This is a genomic window from Pseudomonas sp. OA65, from assembly GCF_017498305.1.
In the GTDB taxonomy this organism is placed as follows: domain Bacteria; phylum Pseudomonadota; class Gammaproteobacteria; order Pseudomonadales; family Pseudomonadaceae; genus Aquipseudomonas; species Aquipseudomonas zanjanensis.
Genome location: NZ_JAGDEZ010000002.1, coordinates 56,986 through 81,656, shown reverse-complemented (window position 1 = coordinate 81,656; position 24,671 = coordinate 56,986). Strand labels below are relative to the sequence as shown.

Annotated in this window: 20 protein-coding genes; 9 read left to right on the top strand and 11 right to left on the bottom strand. The window is 62.0% G+C overall.

The window, feature by feature from the left end; all coding sequences use genetic code 11:
• Positions 1 to 36: 36 nt before the first annotated feature.
• From J3361_RS02070 to iolC, 8 genes are all read right to left on the bottom strand, one after another.
• Positions 37 to 1,107, bottom strand: coding sequence for a Gfo/Idh/MocA family oxidoreductase (locus J3361_RS02070; protein WP_207961998.1), 1,071 nt, complete (start codon positions 1,105 to 1,107; stop codon positions 37 to 39).
• A 399-nt stretch (positions 1,108 to 1,506) separates the two neighbouring features.
• Entirely contained in the window at positions 1,507 to 2,517 is a 1,011-nt protein-coding gene (locus tag J3361_RS02065) for a Gfo/Idh/MocA family oxidoreductase (RefSeq protein ID WP_207961996.1), read from the bottom strand.
• A 29-nt stretch (positions 2,518 to 2,546) separates the two neighbouring features.
• Entirely contained in the window at positions 2,547 to 4,478 is a 1,932-nt protein-coding gene (gene iolD / locus J3361_RS02060; RefSeq protein ID WP_207961994.1) for a 3D-(3,5/4)-trihydroxycyclohexane-1,2-dione acylhydrolase (decyclizing), read from the bottom strand.
• A 167-nt stretch (positions 4,479 to 4,645) separates the two neighbouring features.
• On the bottom strand, positions 4,646 to 5,467 hold the full coding sequence (locus J3361_RS02055; protein ID WP_207961989.1) for a TIM barrel protein: 822 nt from the start codon (positions 5,465 to 5,467) through the stop codon (positions 4,646 to 4,648).
• Positions 5,468 to 5,503: 36 nt separating this feature from the next.
• Positions 5,504 to 7,006, bottom strand: a complete 1,503-nt coding sequence (locus tag J3361_RS02050) for a CoA-acylating methylmalonate-semialdehyde dehydrogenase (protein WP_207961981.1) — start codon at positions 7,004 to 7,006, stop codon at positions 5,504 to 5,506.
• A 30-nt stretch (positions 7,007 to 7,036) separates the two neighbouring features.
• Entirely contained in the window at positions 7,037 to 7,846 is an 810-nt protein-coding gene (gene iolB / locus J3361_RS02045) for a 5-deoxy-glucuronate isomerase (protein ID WP_207961979.1), read from the bottom strand.
• Positions 7,843 to 8,736: a myo-inosose-2 dehydratase gene (gene iolE, locus J3361_RS02040; RefSeq protein WP_207961972.1), complete on the bottom strand. Its 894-nt coding sequence runs from the start codon at positions 8,734 to 8,736 to the stop codon at positions 7,843 to 7,845. The genes iolB and iolE overlap by 4 nt, the downstream gene beginning before the upstream one ends.
• A 169-nt stretch (positions 8,737 to 8,905) precedes the next feature.
• Positions 8,906 to 10,843 (bottom strand): 5-dehydro-2-deoxygluconokinase, encoded by a 1,938-nt coding sequence (gene iolC, locus J3361_RS02035; RefSeq protein ID WP_207961970.1) that lies wholly within the window; start codon positions 10,841 to 10,843, stop codon positions 8,906 to 8,908.
• A gap of 312 nt (positions 10,844 to 11,155) precedes the next feature.
• Between iolC and J3361_RS02030 the strand changes: the two genes are divergently transcribed.
• Together J3361_RS02030 and J3361_RS02025 are read left to right on the top strand one after the other, a co-directional pair.
• On the top strand, positions 11,156 to 12,079 hold the full coding sequence (locus J3361_RS02030; RefSeq protein ID WP_003202885.1) for a MurR/RpiR family transcriptional regulator: 924 nt from the start codon (positions 11,156 to 11,158) through the stop codon (positions 12,077 to 12,079).
• Between the two features lie 29 nt (positions 12,080 to 12,108).
• On the top strand, positions 12,109 to 12,720 hold the full coding sequence (locus tag J3361_RS02025; RefSeq protein ID WP_207961968.1) for a glutathione S-transferase: 612 nt from the start codon (positions 12,109 to 12,111) through the stop codon (positions 12,718 to 12,720).
• An 82-nt stretch (positions 12,721 to 12,802) separates the two neighbouring features.
• On the opposite strand, the gene J3361_RS02020 is transcribed toward J3361_RS02025, so the two are convergent.
• Positions 12,803 to 13,864, bottom strand: a complete 1,062-nt coding sequence (locus J3361_RS02020) for a hypothetical protein (protein ID WP_243458708.1) — start codon at positions 13,862 to 13,864, stop codon at positions 12,803 to 12,805.
• A 323-nt stretch (positions 13,865 to 14,187) separates the two neighbouring features.
• On the opposite strand from J3361_RS02020, the gene J3361_RS02015 reads away from it, so the two are divergent.
• The 6 genes from J3361_RS02015 (at position 14,188) to J3361_RS01990 (ending at position 21,196) form a co-directional block, all read left to right on the top strand.
• Positions 14,188 to 15,057: a triacylglycerol lipase gene (locus tag J3361_RS02015; protein ID WP_207961966.1), complete on the top strand. Its 870-nt coding sequence runs from the start codon at positions 14,188 to 14,190 to the stop codon at positions 15,055 to 15,057.
• A 97-nt stretch (positions 15,058 to 15,154) separates the two neighbouring features.
• Positions 15,155 to 15,436, top strand: coding sequence for a peptidylprolyl isomerase (locus J3361_RS02010; RefSeq protein ID WP_207961964.1), 282 nt, complete (start codon positions 15,155 to 15,157; stop codon positions 15,434 to 15,436).
• Between the two features lie 204 nt (positions 15,437 to 15,640).
• Positions 15,641 to 17,509: an extracellular solute-binding protein gene (locus J3361_RS02005; protein ID WP_207961963.1), complete on the top strand. Its 1,869-nt coding sequence runs from the start codon at positions 15,641 to 15,643 to the stop codon at positions 17,507 to 17,509.
• Entirely contained in the window at positions 17,509 to 18,567 is a 1,059-nt protein-coding gene (locus J3361_RS02000) for a microcin C ABC transporter permease YejB (protein WP_207961961.1), read from the top strand. The genes J3361_RS02005 and J3361_RS02000 overlap by 1 nt, the downstream gene beginning before the upstream one ends.
• Positions 18,567 to 19,589, top strand: coding sequence for an ABC transporter permease (locus J3361_RS01995; protein WP_207961959.1), 1,023 nt, complete (start codon positions 18,567 to 18,569; stop codon positions 19,587 to 19,589). The genes J3361_RS02000 and J3361_RS01995 overlap by 1 nt, the downstream gene beginning before the upstream one ends.
• A 26-nt stretch (positions 19,590 to 19,615) precedes the next feature.
• On the top strand, positions 19,616 to 21,196 hold the full coding sequence (locus tag J3361_RS01990) for an ABC transporter ATP-binding protein (RefSeq protein WP_207962379.1): 1,581 nt from the start codon (positions 19,616 to 19,618) through the stop codon (positions 21,194 to 21,196).
• Between the two features lie 5 nt (positions 21,197 to 21,201).
• Here the strand turns inward: J3361_RS01990 and J3361_RS01985 are convergent, their stop codons facing one another.
• Positions 21,202 to 22,536, bottom strand: coding sequence for a PAS domain-containing methyl-accepting chemotaxis protein (locus J3361_RS01985; protein WP_207961950.1), 1,335 nt, complete (start codon positions 22,534 to 22,536; stop codon positions 21,202 to 21,204).
• A 161-nt stretch (positions 22,537 to 22,697) separates the two neighbouring features.
• On the bottom strand, positions 22,698 to 22,913 hold the full coding sequence (locus J3361_RS01980; protein WP_207961948.1) for a TIGR02450 family Trp-rich protein: 216 nt from the start codon (positions 22,911 to 22,913) through the stop codon (positions 22,698 to 22,700).
• 145 nt (positions 22,914 to 23,058) lie between these two features.
• On the opposite strand from J3361_RS01980, the gene J3361_RS01975 reads away from it, so the two are divergent.
• The gene (locus tag J3361_RS01975; protein ID WP_207961946.1) at positions 23,059 to 24,474 is read left to right on the top strand and encodes a sigma 54-interacting transcriptional regulator; all 1,416 of its coding nucleotides are present in this window, start codon (positions 23,059 to 23,061) and stop codon (positions 24,472 to 24,474) included.
• Positions 24,475 to 24,671: the final 197 nt, after the last annotated feature.

The following is a 24,671-nucleotide window of genomic DNA, read 5'->3' as shown; positions in this document are numbered from 1 at the left end:
ACCTGGAATCGACTTTATTGGAAAATATTTTCCATATCAACTGATTTTAGAATTTAATTCGTTTTTTATTCCATGCCCTACAGGCGCGGATAAACACACCACTTCGCCCTGCTCGGCACTTCGCCTGGCCGCGTCGAGGATACGCGTGGTGGCCAAGGCATCACGGGCCGCCACCGGCAGCGGGCCGGCTTCCTGCAACGCGCTTTGCAGTTGTTGGTAGAACGCCAGCCAGCAGCCTCGCTCGGAGGTCACCCGCTCGCGCTCGGTGCCGTGTTCGAACCAGCCCCAGCGTCGATGTTCTTCCGCCCCCCAGCGTTCGCCCTCGGTCGCCGGACTCAAGCCGGCCAGCGCCTGGGCCTCCTGCCCGTCCAGGCCTTCGACGGTGTAACAACCCTGGGTGCCGTTGACCCGAAAACGTGGACGCGCTGCGTTTTGCACACAATGGCCGCTCAAGTGGGAAATCACGCCGCTGGCATGGCTCAGGGACATGAAAAAGCCGTTGTCGAACACCTGGTCGGGCTGCCGGTAGTCCAGCTCGGCGTAGACCCGCACCACCGGGCCAAACAGTTGCAGTGCCTGGTCCACCAGATGACTGCCGAGGTCGCGCAGGAAACCGCCGCCGCTGCCTTTGCCCACCGAAGCTGGCGAATAACGCTCGACGCTGGATTCAAAACGGATGATTTGCCCGAGGGCACCAGAGGCCAGCAGTTTGCGCAGGGTCAGGAAATCCGAATCCCAACGGCGGTTCTGGTACACGCTCAACGGCACGCCGCGTTGTTCGGCGGCCAACACCATGGCCTCGGCCTGGGCGGCGTCAGGGGCGAACGGTTTGTCACTGACGACCGCCACGCCGAGCTCGATGGCTTGCATCACAATGGCCGGGCGACCGTCCAAAGGGGTGGAGACCACCACTGCATCAACGCCGGCTGCGACCAGTTGTTCGAGGGTGTCGAAGGCCTGGGCATCCGGGTGATCGCTGGCCAATTGTTGACGGCGCTCGGCGGACCGCGTCACCACGCCGACAAACGTAGCCCCTGGCAGGCTGCTGATCAGCGGCGCATGAAAGAACCGCCCACCCTTGCCGTAGCCGACTAGTCCGATTCGCATGAAAGCTCCTTATCTGGAAATAACGCCGGGCCCTGTGGGAGCGAGCCTGCTCGCGATGGCGGTGGATCAGCCAGCATTGTGTTGACTGACCCACCGCTATCGCGAGCAGGCTCGCTCCCACAGTTTGTTCCCTGGTGACTGCGGGAACTCTGCTCACCACAAATCCCTTGTGGGAGCTGAGCTTGCTCGCGAAGGCGGTGTACCAGTCGACATCAATGCAAGCTGACCCACCGCCACCATCGCGAGCAAGCTCGGCTCCCACAATTTGACCGAGTACCTTTGAGGGGAACGCAGCCGACTGTGGGAGCGGGCTTGCTCGCGAAGGCGGCGGTACATTCAGCATTGATGGCGACTGACACTACGCCTTCGCGAGCAAGCCCGCTCCCACAGAGAATGAATCTAGCCGTAAAAATGGGGGCGCTCGGGCAAGTCGACCTTGACGATCTGCCCACTCTGTTGCGCCTCGACACAAGCATCCGCCGCCACCGCCGCGGCAAACCCATCCCAGGCCGACGGCCCGCCCACTTGCCCGGCGCGCACGCCATCGATGAAGGCCTGCAACTCGACGTCGTAGGCCGCGATGAAGCGGTCCTTCCAATCCATCAGGATCGCGTTGGACAGCTTGGCGCCGCTGCGCAATTGCACCTGGGACGGTTCCGGCAGCTTGGCGATGCCGGTCTCCCCCACCACTTCGCACTGGATGTCGTAGCCGTACTGGCAGTTGACGAACACTTCCACGTCGATGCGCGTGCCCCGGGCGGTTTCCAGCAGGACGATCTGCGGGTCGCGCAAGTGGGCCAGGGCCTTGCTGGTCTTGCGCGGAAACACCACCTGCACCGAGACGTAGTCATCGGCCAATAGCCAGCGCAACACGTCCAGCTCATGGATCAAGGTGTCGGTGATCGCCATGTCGGTCTTGTAGTTCTCGCCCACGCTCGGGTTGCGGTGGGCGCAGTGCAGCATCAGCGGTTCACCGATCTGACCACTGTCGATCACCGCTTTCAGTGCCCGATAGCCTTCATCGTACGGACGCATGAACCCGACCTGCACCAGGCGCTTGCCATGGGCCACTTCGGCTTCGACGATCTTGCGGCAACCTTCGGCCGTGACCGCCAGGGGCTTTTCACAGAACACCGGCTTGCCCGCCGCAATCGCCGCCAGCACGAATTCTTCGTGGCTCGGGCCCCAGGAGGTGACGAGGATCGCCTCCACGTCCGGCGCCTTGATCAAAGCATGACCGTCGGGGTAGACCTCGGCGGTCAATTTCAAGTCGGCCACCACCTTCGCCGCCTGGGCGAGGTTGATGTCGGTCACCGCCACCACCTGGCTGTTGAGCAAGGTCTGGCTGCAACGACGCATATGGTCCTGGCCGATGGCCCCGGTGCCGATGACGCCCAGCTTCAAAGACATGTGGAACTCCTTTCGTAGGGTTGGGGCAATCAGTATTGACGGGCCTTGGCCAGTCGTTCGTTGAGGGTCTTGGCGACGGCATCGGTGCGGGCGCTGGTGGACACTTGCGCCACGCCGACCCGCCACCACGACAGGTATTTGTGGATCATGGTCTTGGGCAAGACTTTGATGTCGATCAGCGTCGAAACCGTCTGGCGCCGCGCATCGGCCAGCGCCGCGTGCAACTCATCCAGCGTCTTGACCTTGTAGGTCTTGCAACCGTAGGCCGCCGCGCTCATGGCGAAATCCACTGGCACAAAGGCACCGTCGAGCTTGCCGGTCTCGGGGTTGCGGAAACGGAACTCGGTACCGAAGCTGTCCATGCCGTGTTCCATTTGCAGGTTGTTGATGCAACCGAACGTCATGTTGTCCAACAGCACCACGTTGATCTTGCGGCGCTCCTGGATCGAGGTCGCCAGCTCCGAGTGCAGCATCATGTAGGAGCCGTCACCCACCAGCGCATAGACCTCTTTGTCCGGCTCGGCGAGCTTCACGCCCAGCGCCGCATTCACCTCATAGCCCATGCACGAATAACCATACTCGACGTGATAAGTGTCGACGCCCTTGCTGCGCCAGCTGCGCTGCAAATCGCCGGGCAGGCTGCCAGCGGCGGCGACGATGATGGCGCCATCCGCCAAGGTTTCGTTGAGCGTACCGAGCACGCGGCTCTGGGTCAGGCAGGAACCGGTGAGCTCGATGAATTCGCGAAACACCGCCGGGTCCATGTGGTCGTTGATCTCCGGAACAAAATCCTCGGCCTGGAAGTCCGCCTGATAGATCCGGTCCACTTCCGCGTCGAGCTGGGCCTTGGCGTCGACGATCTGCCCGCCCCATTCGGCGCGATAGTCGCCCATCGCGGAGGACAAGGCATCCAGGCCCGAACGGGCGTCGGCCAACAGTTGCACGCCATCGAGTTTCAAGGCATCGCACGGGCTGATGTTGAGGTTGAGGAATTGCACTTCGGGGTGCTGGAACAGCCATTTCGACGCGGTGGTGAAATCGCTGTAGCGGGTGCCGATACCGATGATCAAGTCGGCTTTCTTGGCCAACAGGTTCGCCGCCAGACAACCGGTTTCGCCGACACCGCCAACGTTTAGCGGATGGCTGGACACCACCGCGCTTTTCCCCGCCTGGGTCTCGGCAAAAGGAATCTCGAAGCGCTCGGCAAATGCCTGCAACGCCGCGTTGGCGCCGGAGTAGCGTACGCCACCACCGCAGATAATCAACGGTGTGCGCTTGCCCTTGAGCAGCGCCAGGGCATCGCCAAGCATCGCTTCGGTGGCCGGCCGGCGGTCGATGCGGTGCACGCGTTTTTGCAGGAAGTAATCCGGGTAGTCGTAGGCTTCGGCTTGCACGTCCTGGGGCAGCGCCAGGGTCACCGCGCCGGTTTCGGCCGGGTCGGTCAGCACCCGCATCGCCTGGATCGCGGCGGTCATCAACTGCTCTGGGCGGTTGATGCGGTCCCAGTATTTGCTCACGGCCTTGAAGGCATCGTTGGTGCTGATGCTCAGGTCGTGGAACTGCTCGATCTGTTGCAGCACCGGGTCCGGCTGGCGACTGGCGTAGACATCGCCGGGCAACAGCAGCAACGGGATGCGGTTGGCCGTGGCGGTGGCCGCGGCGGTCAGCATGTTCGCCGCACCGGGGCCCACCGATGAGCTGCAGGCGTAGATCTTGCGCCGCAGATGCTGCTTGGCAAACCCGATGGCGGCATGGGCCATGCCCTGCTCGTTGCGGCCCTGGTGGACCACCAGGTCGCCGTTGTCCTGCTCCAGCGCCTGGCCCAGGCCCAGCACGTTGCCGTGGCCGAAAATGGTAAAGACCCCGGCGACGAACTTGCTCTGGACGCCATCGACTTCGATGTACTGGTTATCGAGAAATTTCACCAAGGCCTGGGCCATGGTCAGTCGTGTTGTGGTCATGCTTGCACCTTGTCTGGAATGCAAATCTGGCGGTTTGCTCACTCCTCTGTGGGAGCGGGCTTGCTCGCGAAAGCGGTATGTCAGGCCACATCAATGTTGGATGTACTGCCGCCTTCGCGAGCAAGCCCGCTCCCACAAGGGGGATCTTCATCAGGTTGATAACGGGCTCATGCCTGCGAGCTTTGCAGGTGGTTCATGCTCGCCCCCAACGCCTGGCGGATGTCGGCCAGCTCATGGACGCTCTCGGCAAATGGCTCGAAAGACAGGTAACCGTCATAACCGCCACTGAGCAACGCCTCGATCTGCTTGGCATTGCCAAGGATGTCAGCCTCGCCCACCAGCACTCGATGGCCGTCACGGATCGTCGCCAACGGCGCTTGGGCATCCTCGACGCCGGAGATGTGCACCAGCCCGGTCAGTTCGGGGAAGAATTCCTGCTCCCCCGCCAGATGATGGTGAAAGGTGTCGTGCACCAGGCGGAACACATCCAGCCCGCCGATGGCCTTGATCGCTTCCACCGCCGTGCGCTTGCGGCGCAACGAGCACTCTTCGAACCCCAGGGGCTCGATGAAACCATAGATGCCGAAGGCGCGCAGGATCGGCGCCAGTTCACTGAGGGCGGTACGCAGCCCAGCCGCACGCTCGGCTTCGCTGCGTGGGTCGGCGCGGTCATTGAGCGGGCACATCACCAGCCCCTCGGCGCCGCATTCGCGGGCGTAATCGGCCAGGCGCACGGCCTGGGCGCGGCGCTCTTCGTTCCACACATCGAAGGGGTACAGGGCGTTGATCGACAGCACCTTGATGCCACGGGCCTCGCACAACTCACGGACGCGGGCCGGCGGCATGCCGTCTTCGATCTCGACACCCTTGAGGTCGTTGCGAATCTCGATGGCATCGGTTTTCAGCGCCAGGGCCAAGTCGATGAACGCGGGCAGTGACAGGCGCGGGGCAACCATTCGGTTCAAGGCAAAACGCAGGGGCTTGTTCATTGTTGTTCTCCCTCCGGCAGTCATTCAAAAAATGCGTTATTGGGCAGTCGGCATGCTGAATTCAGGACCCTTGGCGATGCTGTCGGGCCAGCGCTGCATCACGCTCTTGTAGCGGCTGTAGAAGCGCAGGCCTTCCTCGCCGTAGGCATGGTGATCGCCGAACAGCGAACGCTTCCAGCCGCCAAAGGAATGCCAGGCCATCGGCACCGGAATCGGCACGTTGATGCCCACCATGCCGACCTTGATGCTGCGGGCGAACGCCCGGGCGATGCCGCCGTCGCGGGTGAAGCACGACACACCGTTGCCGAACTCATGGGCATTGATCAACGCGACTGCGGTGGCGAAATCCGGCACACGAACGATCCCCAGCACCGGGCCGAAAATCTCTTGCTGGTAGATACTCATCTCGGCCGTGACCTGATCGAACAGCGTCGCCCCGACAAAGAACCCCTGCTCCGCCCCCGGCACTTTGAAACCCCGGCCATCGACGATCAGCCGGGCACCCTCGGCCACGCCGGCATCGATGAAACCTTCGACCTTGGCCTTGTGCTCGGCGGTGACCAGCGGCCCCATGTCAGTGCCGGGCTGCTGGCCGTTGCCGACCTTCAACTGGTCGATACGCGGCAGCAGGCGAGCGATCAGTTCGTCGCCGACGTCGCCCACTGCCACGGCAATGGAAATCGCCATGCAGCGTTCACCGGCCGAACCGTAGGCCGCGCCAATCAGGGCATCCGCCGCCTGGTCGAGGTCGGCATCGGGCATGACGATCATGTGATTCTTCGCCCCGCCCAGGGCCTGCACACGCTTGCCGTGGGCCGTGCCCTGCTGGTGGATGTACTCGGCAATGGGCGTGGAACCGACAAAGGAGATCGCTTCGATGTCCGGGTGCTGCAACAACGCATCCACCGCGACCTTGTCACCCTGGACCACGTTGAACACGCCGTCCGGGAGGCCGGCTTCGGTCAGCAAGCGGGCCATCAGCAAACTGGCGGAAGGGTCGCGTTCCGAAGGCTTGAGGATGAAGCAGTTGCCCGCAACCAGCGCCAGGGGAATCATCCACAACGGCACCATCACCGGGAAATTGAACGGTGTGACCCCGGCGCAAACGCCCAGGGGCTGGCGCAGGTTCCAGTTGTCGATGCCGCCACCGATGTTGTCGCTGAAATCGGTCTTGAGCAGGTTCGGCGCACCGCAGGCGTACTCGACGATCTCGATGCCGCGGGTGACTTCGCCGTGGGCGTCGGACAGCACCTTGCCGTGTTCACGGCTGATGATTTGGGCCAGTTCGTCGTGGTGACGATCGAGCAGCTCCTTGAACTTGAACATCACCCGCGAACGACGCAATGACGATTGCTCGGACCAGGCCGGGAACGCCGCCAGCGCCGAGGCCACCGCCGCGTCGACGGTACTCGGCTCGGCCAGGGCCACCCGCGCCTGCACCGCACCGGTGGCCGGATTGAAGACGTTGCTGGACCGCGGATTGTCGCTGTCCTGCACCTGACCGTTGATGTAATGGCCTACTACCGGGGCGTCGCTCATCGTGCTTGTTCTCCCTGCGTATGTGTGGGGTCAGAGATCCAGCAGCCAGCTGTGCTGCGGATCGTTGTGAAATTGCCAGACCCGCTTCGGGCCGGCCATGACGTTCAGGTAATACGACTCGTACCCATAGGGCACGCTGACCGGGTGATAGCCCTTGGGGACGACCACCAGGTCGTTGTTCTCCACGGCCATGGCCTGGTCGATGCTGCGGTCGTCGGTGTAGACCCGCTGGAACACGAAGCCTTGGGACGGGTTGACCTGGTGGAAATAGGTCTCTTCGAGGAAGCTCTGGTGCGGCAGGTCGTCGGTGTCGTGCTTGTGGGGCGGGTAGCTCGAGGAATGCCCCGACGGCGTACGCACTTCCACCACCAGCAGCGAATGGGCCGGTTCGCTGTCTGGCAGGATGTCGCAGACATAGCGGGTGTTGGCGCCCTTGCCGCGCACGCTGCGCTTCATGCTGTCCGGGCGGATCAGCCGTGGGACATAACTGTTTTGCACCGAACCCGGTGCGGCGCACACAGCAATCTGCACATCGCTCAGGGCGGTGACCTGGGCCTGGCTGCCCGGCGGCAGATAAGCGGCATAGGGTGACTTGTCTTCGAACACCGACTGGCGATCACCGAGGTTGTCCCAATCGAAGGCGCCCTGCCCCGGCGCTTCGCCCTTCAGGCTGATGCGACCACTGAGCAGCACCAGGCACAACTCCTTGTCCCCAGCGGCCACTGGCAGGGTTTCACCGAGACGCAGGCGGTAGGCAGCGAAGCCGACGTATTCCAACTCGCCTGCCGGCAACTGGACCATGGTTCGGCCGCTGGATTGGCTCTTGATCAACAGGCTCATGACCGGCTCCTTTCGTTCAGCAAGGCGCGCAGGGTGTCATAGCCCTTCTTGGCGTAGGCATAACTTGGCGCTACGGCAGGGTCCTGCTCGGCTTCCACCACCAGCCAGCCTTGATAGTCGGCGGCCAGCAGCACGTCGAGCAACGCGGCGAAGTCGATGTCGCCATCCCCCGGCACGGTGAAGGTGCCGTTGATGATGCAGTCGGGGAAGCTCCAGAGGTTGTTGCGCGCCAGTTGCACCACCGGTTTGCGCACATCCTTGAAGTGCACGTGGCAGACCCGCTCGATGTGTTTGCGCAGCACCTGCAACGGCTCGCCACCGCCCATGTAGCAGTGACCCGAGTCGAACAACAGGCCCACTTCGCTGCCAGTCAGGGCCATCAGTTTATCGATGTCCGTAGGCGATTCGACGTAGGCGCCCATGTGGTGGTGATAGGCCAGGCGCACGCCTTGGGACAAGGTGAAGCGCGCCAACTCGGTGAGTTTGTCGGCGTAGGCTTGCCAGGCGTCATCCGTATGGAAACGCGGCCGCTCGACCAATGGAATCCGCTGGCCCTGGATGGAATCAGCCACTTCGCCGTAGACCAGCACCGTCGCGCCGTTCTGCGCCAGCAGCTCGACGTGGCTGGCGATGGCGTCGATTTCCTCGGCCGCCGAACGCCGGGCCAGGCGACTGGAATACCAACCGGAGACCAGCGCCAGGTCATAAGGCCGCAGCACATCGCCGACGCCCTTGGCGTCCTTGGGGAATTTGCCGTTGAGCTCAAAACCTTCGTAGCCGATGGCCTTGCCTTCACTCAGCGCCGTACTCAACGGCGTCTCGCCGCCCAACGACGGCAAGTCATCGTTGCTCCAGGAAATCGGGTTGATGCCAATTCGAATAGCGGGCATGGCTGCACCTTTTTGTTGTTTTACATAACCATTGAAGGCGACGATGACCCCTGTGGGAGCGAGCCTGCTCGCGAAAGCGGTGGGTCAGTCACATTAATGCTGGCAGGCCCGACGCCATCGCGAGCAGGCTCGCTCCCACAGGTTCAGTGTTCACAATCTTTGACTTCCTTTAACTGCGGGCACTGCGCCACGCCTCGATCAATTCCACAAACCTGCCCTGCACATCCCGGATCAGCGTTTCGTCATCAATTTCCCCGGCCAGCCAGGCCCGGCTCGGTTCCTGGAAGATCGTGCGGCCCACGGCAAACCCACGGCAGGTGGTGCTTCGACGGGCCTGGCGAAAGCCTTCGGCCAACGCGGCGGCCGGAGCGTTGAGGCCCAACAGCACCACGCCACGGCAATACGGGTCGCGCTGTTGGATCAGCTCATCGAGCTGCTGCCACTCCTGCGCGCCCTGGGCTTCGATCTTCCACCACGCCGGGAAGATACCGAGGTTGTAGAGGCGCTTGAGGGCACGATAGAGCACGTCCGGGTGCGGTGATGGGTGATCCTTGGGCGGTATGACTTCCAGCAGTAGTTCATGGCCGCTGGCCTGGGAAGCCTTGTACAACCCCATCAACTGCGCCTCTTGCTCCAGGCGCAGCAGCGGTTCATCGTCAGGGTGAAATTGCACCAGGCACTTGATGATCTGCTCCTGTGGCCAAGCGATCAGGTTGCTGCCAATGGAACGCCCATGTTCGAACGCCAGCGGCCGCGAACCTTGCACTTCCACCGGCCGCGCCACCCACCAGCCGCGCCCGGTGGCAGCGTTCAGCGAATCCTGGCCGAAGCGCTGATCGGCCAGCAGACCGACGTCAGCCTCGATGCCCTGGTGCCGCAGGTCGGCCTCGACCCGCGCCACTGCCTGGATAAACAACTGCTTGAGTTCGCCGATGCTGCTCAACTCGCGACCGCCCTTTTGGGCCAGTTCCACCAATTGTCCGCGATGGTCGAAGGCAAAGATGAACAACTGTTTCCAAACCTTGCGGGGTACGCTGACCTGGTGCAGCCGTTGCAGCACGGCGTCCTGGTCGGGCCGGGTGATCGGCACCGGGCTTTGGAATAAATAGTCGAGCTCGGCGCGGGTCGGCATCGCGGGGGCGCAGGCATGACGCGAAACCACCAGGCCGCCGCAGGCGTTGGCCAACTGGCAGCAGCGTTCATCGCTGGCATCTTCCAGCCAGCCGGCGAGAAAGCCCGACATGAACGCATCACCGGCGCCCAGTACGTTCAAGACTTCGACCCGTACGCCTGGGTAAATCGCACCGTCTTCGAGCCGAGCCGGGATGGCGCCATGGATCACCGTGCAGCCCTGGGGACCGAGCTTGACCACCAAGGTCGCCGCCGTCAGCGAGCGTACGGTGCGCAGCGCGGTCAGCAGGTCTTCGCTGCCACCGGCGATGAGGAATTCTTCTTCGGTGCCGACGATCAGGTCGAAACGCGGCAGGATGCCTTGCACGTGCTGGCTGACCTTCTGGTCGGCGACGAACCGGGTTTCTCCGTCAGCCTTGGCCGCCAGGCCCCAGAGCACCGGCCGATAGTCAATGTCGAGGACGCGCTTGACCTGGTGCTTTTGCGCGTAGTCCAGCGCCTGGATACTGGCCTGGTAGACGCCATCGGTGGAGAAATGCGTGCCGGTGATCAGCAGGGCCTTGCTGGAGGCAATGAACGTTTCGTCGATGTCTTCGGCGCGCAGCGCCATGTCCGCGCAATTTTCCCGGTAGAACACCAGGGGGAAGGTTTCCCGGTCCTTGATTCCCAGCAGGACCATGGCCGTCAGGCGTTCAGGGTCGACCTTGATGCCACTGACATCGCAGCCTTCGCGAGCCAGGGATTCCACCAGGAAGCGCCCCATGTGGTCGTCCCCGACCCGGCTCAGCATCGCCGACCGGAGCCCCAGGCGTGCCGTGCCGAACGCGATGTTGGCAGAGGAACCGCCCAGGTACTTGGCGAAGCTCGAGACATCTTCCAGGCGCGCGCCGACTTGCTGCGCATAGAGGTCGACGCCCAGGCGTCCCAGGCAGATCACATCCAATTGACGCCCACTGGCAAAACGAGTCTGGCCCATGCTGGCTCCTGTTATTTTTATCAGCCTGCGCTTGTCGCCGACACCGGCGCCAACGCTGTTGGTGAATGCAGACTAAAACGAGCCGCGGGCAATAATCAATAATTATTCTATAAATTTTTTACGTGGAATATTTTTTCTAATACGCTACAGCCCAAGCGAACCAGACACAGTGCATCGTTTCAGCACTGCTGCAACATTTGTCCGCCCATGATTTTCCCTGCGCCTACGCTGTAGACTGCGACCAGCCAACCTATTGTCGAGGGCCGACCTTTTTTCGGGCCGCCCTATAAGAACAAGCCAGAAGGATTTTCTATGACCCGCCCCGATGATCTGCCGGCGCCGTCCGAGAGCGCGTCCGAACCCGCCCTCCCGAGCCCACCGATCAATGCCGAGCGCCTGTTGCAACTGATCACCGATGAATACGAAAGCCTGCCGCGCCAACTCAAACGCATCGCCAGCTACATGAGCCAGCAGAGCGACCGGATCATGGTGGATCGCATCAGCGACATTGCCCGGGAATGCGAAGTGCACCCCTCGGCCATCGTCCGGTTTTCCCAGCGCTTTGGCTTCAGCGGGTTCAGCGAGATGCAGGCATTGTTCCGCGAGGCCTACACCCACAAGACCACCCCGGTACAGAACTACCAGCAGCGTATCCGCAGCATGATCGCCAACAAGTCGCAGAAGGCCAGCGGCGGCGACCTGGCCCGCGAATGCGTCAACGCAACCTTGTCAGGCATCGAGCGCCTGGGGTTGGAGCTGGACGACCAGGCTTTTGAAAAAGCCGTGGACCTGGTGGTCAACGCCGACAACATCTATGTAGTGGGCGTACGCCGTTCGTTCGCGGTTGCCGACTACCTGGTCTACAACCTGCAGCACACCAACAAGCGCATTCACCTGGTGTCCGGCCTGGGGGGCAGTTACCGCGAACAGATGCGCAGCGTACGGGCCAATGACCTGGTCATCGCCATCAGCTTCACGCCCTACGGCAAGGAAACCCAGCACTGTCTGCGCATTGCCCAGCATCACCAGGCCAAGACCCTTATCATCACCGACAGCAACCTTTCGCCCCTGGCCAAGCGGGCCAATGCGGTGTTGCTGGTAAACGAAGGCAGTTCGTTCGCCTTCCGTTCGTTGAGCGCCACGTTATGCCTGTGCCAGGCGTTGTTCATCGCCGTGGCTTACCGGCTGGAACTCAAGGTCGATGAAATCCATGAACAGGTCGGGTTCGAGGATTAACACCCGCAAGTTTTTTTGAAGGAGGCGTCATGAAACTGATCGGCATGCTGGATTCGCCCTATGTGCGACGCGTCGCCATTTCCGCCAAGTGCCTGGGGGTCGCCCTGGAACACGAATCCGTTTCGGTGTTCAGGCATTTCGACCAATTCCAGCGCATCAACCCGGTGGTCAAGGCTCCGACCCTGGTGCTGGACGATGGCAACGTGCTGATGGACTCGACGTTGATCATCGACTATCTCGAGGCCTTGGCCGCGCCGGGTAAAAGCCTGGTGCCGGTCGACAGTGGGCAGCGGCTGCGCTCACTGCGCCTGATTGGCCTGGCCCTGGCGGCGTGCGAGAAGTCGGTGCAGATCTACTACGAACGCAATCTGCGTCCGACAGAAATCCAACACGCTCCCTGGGTTGAGCGCGTGGAAGGCCAACTCGCGGCAGCCTATGACCTGCTGGAGCAAGAACTGGGGAAACAGCCACTGGCCACCGATGGCACACTTGATCAGGCCGGTATCACCGTGGCGGTGGCCTGGAGTTTCACCAACCTGGTGGTGCCGGACCAAGTGCAGGGCAAGTCATTCCCGTCGATTAGCGCGTTCACCGCCTATGCCGAAGGGCTGGAGGCGTTTGTCAGCACGCCGATGGAATAACCGCTGCGAACAAGGAATCCTGGAGGCGACCAGAGTCCAGTGGGAGCAAGCTCGCTCCTACAAAGGCTGCGCACGCCTTGAATCAGCCTGGCGTCTGGGAGCGCACCCGGACCGTCACCCATTCGGACCGCTGGCTGACGTCATCCAGGCGCTCGACCTGATAGTAAACATTCACCGTTCTGCCTAGCTGCTCCTGCCAGTAACTTGCAGGTACCACAAAAAACAGCGGCTGGCCTGCCGTGGCCACGGTGATTTCACGCTCAAGAACATAAGCGTAGCTGCCATCGCACCGTAACCAGACCAGCTCGCCCGCCTCGAGCCCGGGATCATCGATCACAATCGTTACCCCTTCTCGCAGTTCGTCGACCTCCAGCCATCCATCGTGCGCCTCTCGAATCTGCGGGATTTTCAATGCAGGGCGCAACAGCGGACCGATGTGCAACGACAAGGGTTCGGCACGACGCACCGAATGTCCACGCCTGACGACATAGACCAACGCCAAGTGGTGGCCAACATGGGGCGCGAACAGCGAATGATCGACCCAGATCGATACCTCACGACCAACCGCATGGACCTCGATATCTAGCACATCGCGCCACAGCGCCTCCGAACCCTTTCTGGCAGTCAGGATCAATCGATCGCCGACCGCCATCCGGGCGTAGGGCCGAATTCGCACCCACGTGCCTTCCGATACCCGATTCGGATCAAGGCTTCCACCAACCGCATCACTGGCAATGGCAGGCAACAGTTGCGGCGATGGATCACCGATTTCCAACTGCAATTGCTCCGAAACCAGGGAGGCCGGCAGCCGTTTGCCCGTCACTTGGTAGGAAATTTCCAGCGAGCCACCGTCCAGCTCGGCGATATGCGGCTCGCGCACGACGAACACAACGTCTCGCCCTACTTGCCGTTCCGTGACGAACCCGGCCATTTCGTGCCGGTAGGGCTCGCCATCATTATTCAGGCCGTGCCAACGCAGCAGCACCTCGTCCCCGCACGTCATCATTGGGTACGGCTTTACGGCAATCACAACTTTGCGCCAAGCGGGGTTGATCACCCCTTTTTTGGCCGCGGCCAGGATCGGCGGCGGCAGCCTTGTTCCCGAGACTGGACGGGATCGTTGAAGAGATGGGTAGGTGATCATATACAGGCTCCAATCCTTGGATGAGGGCACCTTTTGCGTAACGGCGCCCGGTGAAGCCATTAAAACCCACTCGCGCCAAACCCACAGCCAGACAAGACGACAGCGGGGGTGGTCCTTTGCATTCGAAACTGTAGCTGGAAGCGACAAGGACTATAGGAGGCCTCCTACATCTTTGAGCGCCGCCGGGCCACACCCCACTTTTCCCACTTTTTCTATTCCGGTTTCCCTTGATCGTAGCGGCCTCTTCCTACACCGCCCATGACGAGCCTGCATTAGAGTTAAGTCGCAAATTCAAGGTGAACCTCTTCGAAAAAGGTACGAACATGCAAAGGAATGCAACTACTCAATTTCCCATCCTGCTGGTCCATGGGTTGTTCGGGTTTGACAGGATCGGCGGCTTCGAACTTTTCCATGACATCAAACAGGCTCTACGTACAGGCGGTGCCCGGGTGTTCATCCCGTACTTGTCAGCCACCCATTCCAACGAGACCCGGGGCGAACAACTGCTGGCGCAGATCGATCGGGTCCTGGCCGGCACCGGTACCGCCCGGGTCAACCTGATCGGCCACGGCCAGGGGGCGTTGGCCGCCCGGTATGCCGCCGCGCTGGCACCCGACAAGGTGGCCTCGGTCACCTCGGTCAGCGGCCCCAACCACGGCTCCGAATTGGCCGACTTTCTGGAAAAGGCCCTTACCCCCGGGCGATTGCCAGGGCATGTGGCGAGAAGCATTGCCACGCTGTTCGCCGATTTCATCTCATTGCTCAATGGCCAGCCTCAGTTACCATCGGCCGCGGTCGCCGCGCTGGCAGCACTGACCACAGAGGGCGTGGGCGCCTTCAATGACAAATACCCCCAGGGCCTGCCGAAGCACTGGGGCGGACACGGTCCGGAGAAGGTCAACGGTGTGCGCTACTACTCATGGAGCGGCACGTTGCGAGAGTCGACGGATACAGAACCGGAGCCTTTACAGGTTTTCTGCCGCGCCTTTTCCGAATACTTCATTACTGAAGCCGGGCAGAACGACGGCCTGGTGGGACGTTTCAGTTCACACTTGGGCAAGGTCATTCGCTCCGACTATCCCATGGACCACATGGAAGCCATCAACCCTGGAAGTGGTAAGGCATGCAGGGGAACAGACCCCACAGCGCTTTACCTGCGCCACGCCGAGCGCTTGCGCAAAGCCGGCCTTTGATCGCCGGGCCGACGGTTTTGACGCAATTTTGACAACACCCCGTCGATGAATCCGGTAGGCTCGACACCTTTAAATACATCGAAAGGAATTTTGCCCCATGGCCAAAGCCACTGCCCGCCACATCCTGGTTTCCACCGAAGAAAAGTGCAACGAACTCAAGGCCCAGATCGAAGCCGGCGCGGATTTCGCCGAAATCGCCAAGGCCAACTCTTCCTGCCCGTCCAGCCGCCAGGGCGGCGACCTGGGTTCGTTCGGTCCGGGCCAGATGGTCAAGGAATTCGACACGGTGGTGTTCAGCGCACCGATCAACACGGTCCAGGGCCCGGTCAAGACCCAGTTCGGCTACCACCTGCTGGAAGTCACCAGCCGCCAGGATTGATTCCGGTACAGAGACCCTTCACTCAAGGGTGATGTGATTCATTGTGGCGAGGGAGCTTGCTCCCGCTGGACTGCGAAGCGGGCCCAACCATTGGCGGCTGCTGCGCACCCGAGCGGGAGCAAGCTCCCTCGCCACAAGGGCTGGCGATTCAGGCGCAGCTCGCGTACAAATCGTGTCATCGATCACCCGGCTTTAAGGCTGACAATGCGACTGGCGTTCCCTTCACTGCTATTGACTGCCGTGGTCCTGCTGACAGGCGCCTGCGGCGTCGATGCAGCGCCGCAACATGCTCTGACCGTCTATGGCGAACCCGCCAAATATGCCGAAGGCTTCGGCCACTTCGCCTACGCCAATCCCCAGGCCCCCAAAGGTGGGACCATGCGCCGCTCGGCCATCGAGATCGGCCACTTCGACCACATCCTGCCCTACATCGACAAAGGCATCGGCGTCAGTCAGGTCGACGGGATGCTGTATTCGCCACTGGCGCAGCGCTCGCTGGACGAGCCCTATACCGTTTATGGCCTGGTGGCGCAGAAGATGGAGCGTGCCGACGATGGCCTGTCCCTGCGCTTCTACCTGAACCCCAAGGCCCGCTTCGCCGATGGCAAGCCCATCACCGCCGAGGATGTGCGCTACAGCTTCGAGCTGTTGATGACCCAAGGCAGCCTGCGCTATCGCACCCAGTTCGCGGCGGTCAAGGATGTCGTGGTCGAGGACGCGCGGACCGTGCGCTTCAACTTCAAGAACAACGAAAGCCGCACGCTGCCCCTGGACATCGCCACCCTGCCGGTCTTTCCCGAACATTGGTGGAAGACCCGCGATTTCGCCAACGGCGGCGGCTACGAGGCCCCGCTGGGCAGTGGTCCTTACCGAGTGAGCAAGGTCGATTCCGGACGCAGCATCACCTTCGAACGTAATGCCGATTGGTGGGGCAAGGACTTGCCGGTCAGTCGTGGGCTCTACAATTTCGATCATTTCAGCATCGAATATTTCGGCGACACCGATGTCGCCCGCCAGGTGCTGCGCGGCGGCGCCTATGACTACAATCGCGAATTCTCCGCCACCGGCTATTCCATTGGCTATGACGGCCCGGCCCTGCAAGACGGGCGCCTGCAAAAGGCCCACCTGGCCAAAGAGGCGCCCCAGACGGCCCAGGGTTTTGTCTTCAACCTGCAAAAACCGCAATTCCAGGACCGCCGCGTGCGCCAGGCCCTGGCCATGCTCTGGGATTTCGAATGGAGCAACCGCCAGATGATGCGCAACCTTTACGTGCGTCAGCAGAGTTTTTTCTCCAATACGGACCTGGCCGCCCGCAAACTGCCGGACGCCGGCGAGCTGGCGATTCTCGAGCCGTTGCGCGGACAGATTCCCGACGAAGTCTTCACCCAGGTCTTCCAGGCCCCGAAGACCGATGGCAGCGGCGTGATCCGCGACAAACAACTGCAAGCCCTGGCCTTGCTGGAACAGGCCGGCTGGAAACCCGACGGCGACCGTTTGGTGAACGCCGAGGGCAAACCGCTGAGCTTCACCTTCCTGAACAGCCAGAACGGTATCGACCGCCTGCTGCTGCCCTACAAGCGAACCCTGGCGCAGATCGGCATCGACATGAGCATCCGCCGCATCGACGCCTCCCAGTACGTCAATCGCCTGATGAGTCGCGACTACGACATGATCATCACCGGCTATCCCGTCAGCACTTCGCCGGGCATGGAACTCTACAATTACTTCGGCTCGGCAGCGGCCAACGACCCGGGGGCCAACAACTACATGGCCTTGAAGAACCCGGCGGTAGACACGCTGATCGACGGCCTGGTCAAGGCCACGACCAAAGCCGACATGCTCCACCATGCCCACGCCCTGGACCGGGTGCTGCAATGGAATTACTACTGGATCCCCAACTATTACCCGCCGGGCAGCTCCACCGTGTGGTGGAACCGCTTCGGCATGCCAAAGGTCCAGGCCAGCAATGACGAAGCCATCGAAAGCTGGTGGGAAGTGAGCACCACACCGCTGACCAACGAGCAGATGCGCGCCGAACGCCTCAGGCGCGGCACGCCCGGAGGGCCGCATTGATGTGGGCATATATCGCGCGGCGCCTGCTGCTGATCATTCCCACCCTGGTGATCATCCTGCTGGTGAATTTCGTCATCGTGCAGGCCGCACCCGGCGGCCCGGTGGAACAGGCCATCGCCCACCTGCAAGGCATCGGCGGCGGCAGCGTCGGCAGCTCGGGCGGTGAGATGACCGGCAGCTCCCGAGCCAGTCGCGGCCTCGACCCGCAGTTGATCAAGGACATCGAAAAACAATACGGCTTCGATAAGCCGGCCCATGAGCGCCTGTGGCTGATGCTCAGCAGCTACGCCCGCCTCGACTTCGGCAAGAGCTTCTTCCGCGGCGCCACGGTCACCGACCTGATCCTGGAAAAAATGCCGGTGACCATCTCCCTCGGGCTCTGGGCAACCTTGATCACCTACCTGGTGTCGATCCCCCTGGGCATTCGCAAGGCCGTGCGCCACGGCTCGGCATTCGATGTGTGGAGCAGCACGGCGATCATCATCGGCTACGCCATGCCGGCGTTTCTTTTCGCGATGTTCCTGATCGTGATGTTTGCCGGCGGCACCTCGCTGAACTGGTTTCCGGTGCGCGGGCTGGTGTCGGACAACTTCGAGTCGCTGTCGACGCTGGGCAAGATCGCCGATTACTTCTGGCACCTGGTCCTGCCGGTCACCTCCCTGGTGATCGGCGGCTTCGCCACCCTGACGATCCTGACCAAGAACTCGTTCCTCAATGAAATCACTCGCCAGTACGTGGTCACCGCGCGAGCCAAGGGCATGAGCGAACGTCGAGTGCTGTACGGCCACGTGTTCCGCAATGCGATGCTACTGGTGGTCTCGGGCATTCCCCAGGCGTTCATCAGCGTGTTCTTCGCCGGGTCCTTGCTGATCGAGGTGATTTTTTCCCTCGACGGCCTGGGACGCATGAGCTACGAGGCCGCCGTTTCGCGCGACTATCCGGTGGTGTTCGGCTCGCTGTTCATCTTTACGCTGTTCGGCCTGCTGATCAAACTCATCGGCGACCTTTGCTACACCTTGGTGGACCCGCGCATCGACTTCGCCGCGAGGAACGCCTGATGTTCAAGCTGTCTCCCTTGGGCCGTCGACGCTTCGAGCGCTTCAAGAAAAACCGCCGGGGCTGGTGGTCATTGTGGCTGTTCATCGGCCTGTTCATCCTGAGCCTGGGCGGCGAGTTGATCGCCAATGACAAACCGCTGGTGGTGAGCTACCAGGGCTCGCTGTACTTCCCGGTATTCAAGCGCTACACCGAGCAGGAATTTGGCGGACAGTTGCCGTTCCAGGCTGACTACCGCAGCAGCTACGTGCAGAACCTGATCCACAAGGACGGCGGCTGGCTGTGGTTTCCACCGATCCCCTTCAGCGACGACACGCCCAATTACGACCTCAACCAACCAGCCCCGAGCCCGCCCTCGGCGGTGAACTGGCTGGGCACCGATGACCAGTCCCGGGACGTGCTGGCCCGGGTGATCTTCGGCGCGCGGGTGTCGATCCTGTTCGCCCTGGCCCTGACCGCCATCAGCGCGTTGATCGGCATCGCCGCCGGCGCGTTGCAGGGCTATTACGGCGGCTGGGTGGATCTGCTCGGACAGCGCTTGCTGGAAGTCTGGTCCGGGCTGCCGGTGCTTTACTTGTTGATCATCCTGTCCGGCTTCGTCGAGCCGAATTTCTGGTGGCTGTTGGGGATCATGGCGCTGTTTTCCTGGCTGGCCCTGGTGGACGTGGTCCGCGCCGAGTTCCTGCGTGGGCGCAACCTTGAGTACGTCAAAGCCGCCAGGGCCCTGGGTTTATCCGACCGCAAGGTGATCATGCGGCACATCCTGCCCAACGCCATGAACGCCACCCTGAGCTACCTGCCCTTTATCCTCACCGGGGCGATCTCCACCCTCACCGCCCTGGATTTCCTCGGTTTCGGCATGCCAGCCGGCAGCGCATCGCTGGGCGAGTTGATCGCCCAGGGCAAGCAGAACCTGCAAGCGCCGTGGCTGGGGTTGACGGCATTTTTCACCCTGGCGCTGATTCTTTCCCTGCTGGTATTCATCGGCGAGGCGTTGCGCGACGCCTTTGATCCACGATCTTGAAAACAGCCATGAAGCGGAACCTTGAGATGAGCGACAACCTGATCGAAATCCGCGACCTGAGCGTGGCCTTCAACGACCAGACGGTGGTGCGCAACCTGTGCCTGGACATCCGCCCCGGCGAATGCCTGGCCCTGGTGGGCGAATCAGGCTCCGGCAAGTCGGTGACGGCCCATTCAATCCTGCAATTGCTGCCCGAGACCGGCACTCGCACCACCGGCAGTATTCGCTACCGTGGCCAGGAGCTGCTGGGCGCCGATACCACGGCCCTGCGGGAGATACGTGGCAATCGGATCGCCATGATCTTCCAGGAACCGATGACCTCGCTGAATCCACTGCACAGCGTCGAAAAGCAGATCGGTGAAACCCTGATGCTGCACCGGGGCCTGGGCGGCAAAGCGGCGCGCCAGCGCATCCTGGAACTGCTGGCCCTGGTGGGCATCCAGAAACCCGCCGAGCGGCTCAAGGCTTATCCCCATCAATTATCCGGCGGCCAGCGGCAACGGGTAATGATCGCCATGGCCCTGGCCTGCGAGCCGGAGCTGTTGATCGCCGACGAACCGACCACGGCGCTGGACGTCACCGTGCAACGCAAGATCCTGCTGCTGCTCAAGTCCTTGCAGCAACGGCTCGGCATGTCCTTGCTGCTGATCAGCCACGACCTCAACCTGGTGCGCAGCATTGCCCAGCGGGTGTGCGTGATGAAAGCCGGGGAAATCGTCGAGCAAGCGCCCTGCGAAACCCTGTTCAGTGCCCCGAAACATCCCTACAGCTGCGAGCTGCTGCACGCCGAACCGGAAGGCGAGGCCCCGCCTCGGGACGAACGCGAAGACGTGTTGCAGGTCCGCGACCTGCGGGTGAGTTTTGCCTTGGGCGGTGGGCTGTTCCGACGCAAGGAATACTTGCGCGCCGTGGACGGCATCAGCCTGAGCATCCAGCGCGGCAAGACCCTGGGCATCGTCGGCGAGTCCGGTTCCGGCAAGTCCACCCTCGGCCAGGCGATCCTGCGGCTGATCGAATCCGAAGGCAGCATCCACTTCCAGGGCCAGGCCTTGGAGCAACTCTCCCAGAAGGCCCTGCGGCCGTGGCGCAAACAGATGCAGGTGGTGTTCCAGGACCCGTTCGGCAGCCTCAGCCCGCGCATGTCGGTGCAACAGATCATCAGCGAAGGCCTCGAAGTCCACAGCCCGTCCAGCGCCGAGGCGTGTGAGGCGCAGGTGATCCAGGCTCTCAAGGAAGTCGGCCTAGACCCGCAGAGCCGCCACCGCTACCCCCATGAGTTTTCCGGTGGCCAGCGCCAACGTATCGCCATCGCCCGGGCCCTGGTGCTCAAGCCGGCCCTGATCCTGCTGGACGAACCGACCTCGGCCCTGGACCGCACCGTGCAGAAACAAGTGGTCGCCCTGCTGCGCCAGCTTCAGGAAAAACACGGCCTGACCTACCTGTTCATCAGCCATGACCTTGCGGTTGTCCGCGCCCTGGCCCACGACATGATCGTGATCAAGGACGGCAAAGTGGTCGAGCAAGGCGCCAGCCATGACGTGTTCGACGCGCCCCAGCATCCCTATACCAAGGAGTTGTTGGCGGCGGCGCATCCGGGCTGGGCCTGACGCGATCAGGCCTCGCCCCGCTGATCCATGGCGTGGGCAAATTCGCCGATCACTTCGACAACCTGCCGGGCACCGCGATGGATGTCCAGGATGACCGTGCCCGCCTGATTCGCCAGCTTCACGCCTTGCTCCGCCTTGAGCGTACTGGATTGCATACTGCTCACCGCCTGCTTGGCCAGCTCGCGATTCTTGCCGACCACATCAGAAATGGCCACGGTGGCCTGGCTGGTACGTCGGGCAAGGTTGCGCACCTCATCGGCGACCACCGCGAATCCACGCCCCTGCTCTCCGGCGCGGGCTGCTTCGATGGCCGCATTGAGTGCCAGCAAGTTGGTCTGCTCCGCAATTCCCCGGATGGCATCGACGATGCTGCCGATCTCCTCGGACTGCGCGCTCAAGGCACCGATGCCCATGGCGACCTGCTGCAATTCATCGGCAATGCTTTGCACCACCGTCACGGTTTGCTGGACAACCGAGGTCCCCAACTGCGTATGTTGGTCCGTTTTGCGAGACGTTTCGAACGCCAGCCGTGCCGCTTTTGATTCAGTTTGACGCTGCTCGACCTCTCGCGTGCTGTCCGTCGCGAATTTCACCACCCCGTACAAACGGCCATTGGCATCGTAGAGCGGGTTGTAAGTCGCTTGCAGCCATACCGTCGCGCCTCGTTTGTCGACACGCTGGAATAGCCCGCTCATGTACTGGCCGCGGTTCAGCCCAGCCCAGAAGCCGCGATAGGCTTCGCCCTGCACTTCGCTGGGATTGCAGAATAGCCGGTGGTGCTGGCCGAGCACTTCTTCGCGTCGATACCCCATGACCTTGAGGAAGTTGTCATTGGCTCGTACCACGGTGCCGCCCAGGTCAAACTCGATGACCGCCATGGAACGGTCCATCGCCTGCATGAAACTGGATTCGGTCTGTGCGCGGAGCACGCGCTCATGACTGTCGCGCACGATCTGGACAATACGCTGCACGCCCGAGCCCTGATCGCACACGGGCGCATAGCTTGCCTCGACCCAGATCCCGCCGCCCTCGCGCCGCTGCTGTAGAAACTGAGCCTCGGCGCTTTCACCTCGCCCCAACTGCTGCCACAACGCCGCGTTTTCCGGACTGCGTGCGTAGGCCGGCTCGCAAAACATCGAGTGGTGCTTACCCACCACCTCTTCGAGAGAATAGCCGGTCATCTTCAGAAAAAGCGGGCTGGCGTCGAGCACCTCCCCCGTCGCCGTGAACTCCACGATGGCCATGGAGCCGCGGAGCGCCGCCCGCTCCGCTTCAAGCTTCGCCTGCCTGGCTTGGATGTCGTGCAAAGCGTCCTGATGCTTGCGAGTACGAATGAACATGGGTACCGCTCCCGGAGACGTTAAGGGCATGCCGCTGACCTGCCTGAAGGGGAAGGCCTTGGTTGGGCATCATTAAGCCACTACCCTCCAAAAAGTTATACATGTTTTTATTTATGTACAACTAAATAATGCCTTCATTCGTTCTCGCAAACGGTATCCGTTCAGTGCCAGCCCATTTTCCATCGCGTGCTGTCACGCAGGGCCTGCCAATCGAGCCATTCGATGCGGGCACTGTGAACGGCCTGTAATTCGACCTTGATCGGCGCACCTTGCTCGTCGCAAAGCAGCTGAAGGACCAGAAAATGCTTCTCTCGGTTGATTGGATTACAGGCCGTCCATTTGGAAAGCCCGAGCTTTCGAGGGTTGAATGTGTTCATGGAACGCTGGCTACCTTTATGTACAGAAAGAACAAACTGTACAACTTTATTGCGCCGTCAACCATGACGAGTCGGAAGGGACTTTTGGTCAACCTTCCTGCCCCGGCATAATGCCGCCGAACGACCGCCCCCCTGGAAATGGCCGATGAACCCCACCGAAAGCCTCAAGGATTACAAGCGCGTGCGCACGCTGGCGATCCGTTCGTTGTTCGAGATCATCGAACAGTCCAGCGAAGGCACGGTGATTGTCGACCGTGACGCGAATATCGTCTGGATGAACGAGCGCTACGCCCGTCGTTTCGGCCTGAACTCGGCGCAGGAAGCGATTGGCCGGGCCTGCGAGAGTGTGATTCCCGGCAGCCTGCTGCGGGAAGTGGTGCGCACCGGGCGTCCGATCCTGCTGGACATGCAGGACACGCCAAAGGAACCGCTGGTGGTGATGCGCTTGCCGATCCACGACAACGCCGGCGCGGTGATCGGTGCCATCGGTTTTGCCTTGTTCGATGAATTGCGCAGCCTGTCGCCGATGCTCAAGCGCTACCTGAGCATGCAGGAAGAACTGGCCTCCACCCGCTCGCTGCTGCGGGCACGGCAGACCAAGTACAACTTTGCCCATTTCATTGGCACCAGCAACGCCGGCCTTGAAGTCAAGCGCCGTGCCCGACGCAGCGCCAGCGCCGATTCGCCGGTGCTGTTGCTCGGCGAAACCGGCACCGGCAAGGAACTGCTGGCCCAGGCCATCCACAGCGCTTCGCCGCGGGCGCACAAGGCGTTTGTCAGCATCAACAGCGCGGCGATCCCTGAATCGCTGCTGGAAGCCGAATTCTTCGGCACCGCACCGGGGGCGTTTACCGGGGCCGACCGCAAGGGCCGCGCCGGCAAGCTGCAGATCGCCCAGGGCGGCACGCTGTTCCTCGACGAGATTGGCGACATGCCGCTGCCGCTGCAAAGCAAACTGCTGCGCGTGCTCCAGGAAAAGGAATACGAACCGGTGGGCTCCAACGAGGTGCTGCAAAGCGACGTGCGGGTGATCGCCGCCACCTCCATGGACCTGGAAGCGGCGATCAAGCGCGGAGAGTTCCGCGCCGACCTGTATTACCGCCTCAACGTGCTGCCGATCCAGGTGCCGCCGTTGCGCGAGCGCCTGGATGACTTGCCGGCCTTGAGCGAAGCGATCCTGGAAGAGCTGCGCAGCCAGCACGAACTGAACCCCGCCGCCCTCGTCCTGCTACGGCAACACGCCTGGCCGGGCAACATCCGCGAGCTGCGCAACGTGCTGGAACGAGCCGCGCTGCTCAGCGATGACCTGGTGCTCACGGCAGCGGACATCCGCGCGGCCATCGGAACTTTCACGCCGATGGCGCGGCCAGCGGATGTGAGCATCGAACCCCTGCCCCATGAAACCTTCAGCCAGGCTCGGGCGCGCTTCGACCGGCAGCTAATCGAAACCGCCCTCGCGCAATGCGGGGGCAAGGTGGTCGAAGCGGCCGAGCGGTTGGGGCTGGGACGGTCGACGCTGTACAAGAAGATGGTGGCGTTGGGGATTGCGGAGTCTCAATAAAGAGACTGCTTCTCTAAAAATAGACTGCTGCTTGGGGAGCGCTTCGCGCTCATCGCGAGCAAGCTCGCTCCCACAGGGGACTGGGGTTTTCCTGGAATACCCGGTCAACCTGTGGGAGCGAGCTTGCTCGCGATGAGGCCAGCCCAGCCCCTAAAAATCTCCAACTAGAGACAAATCTTTCAACCCACCCCTATTAA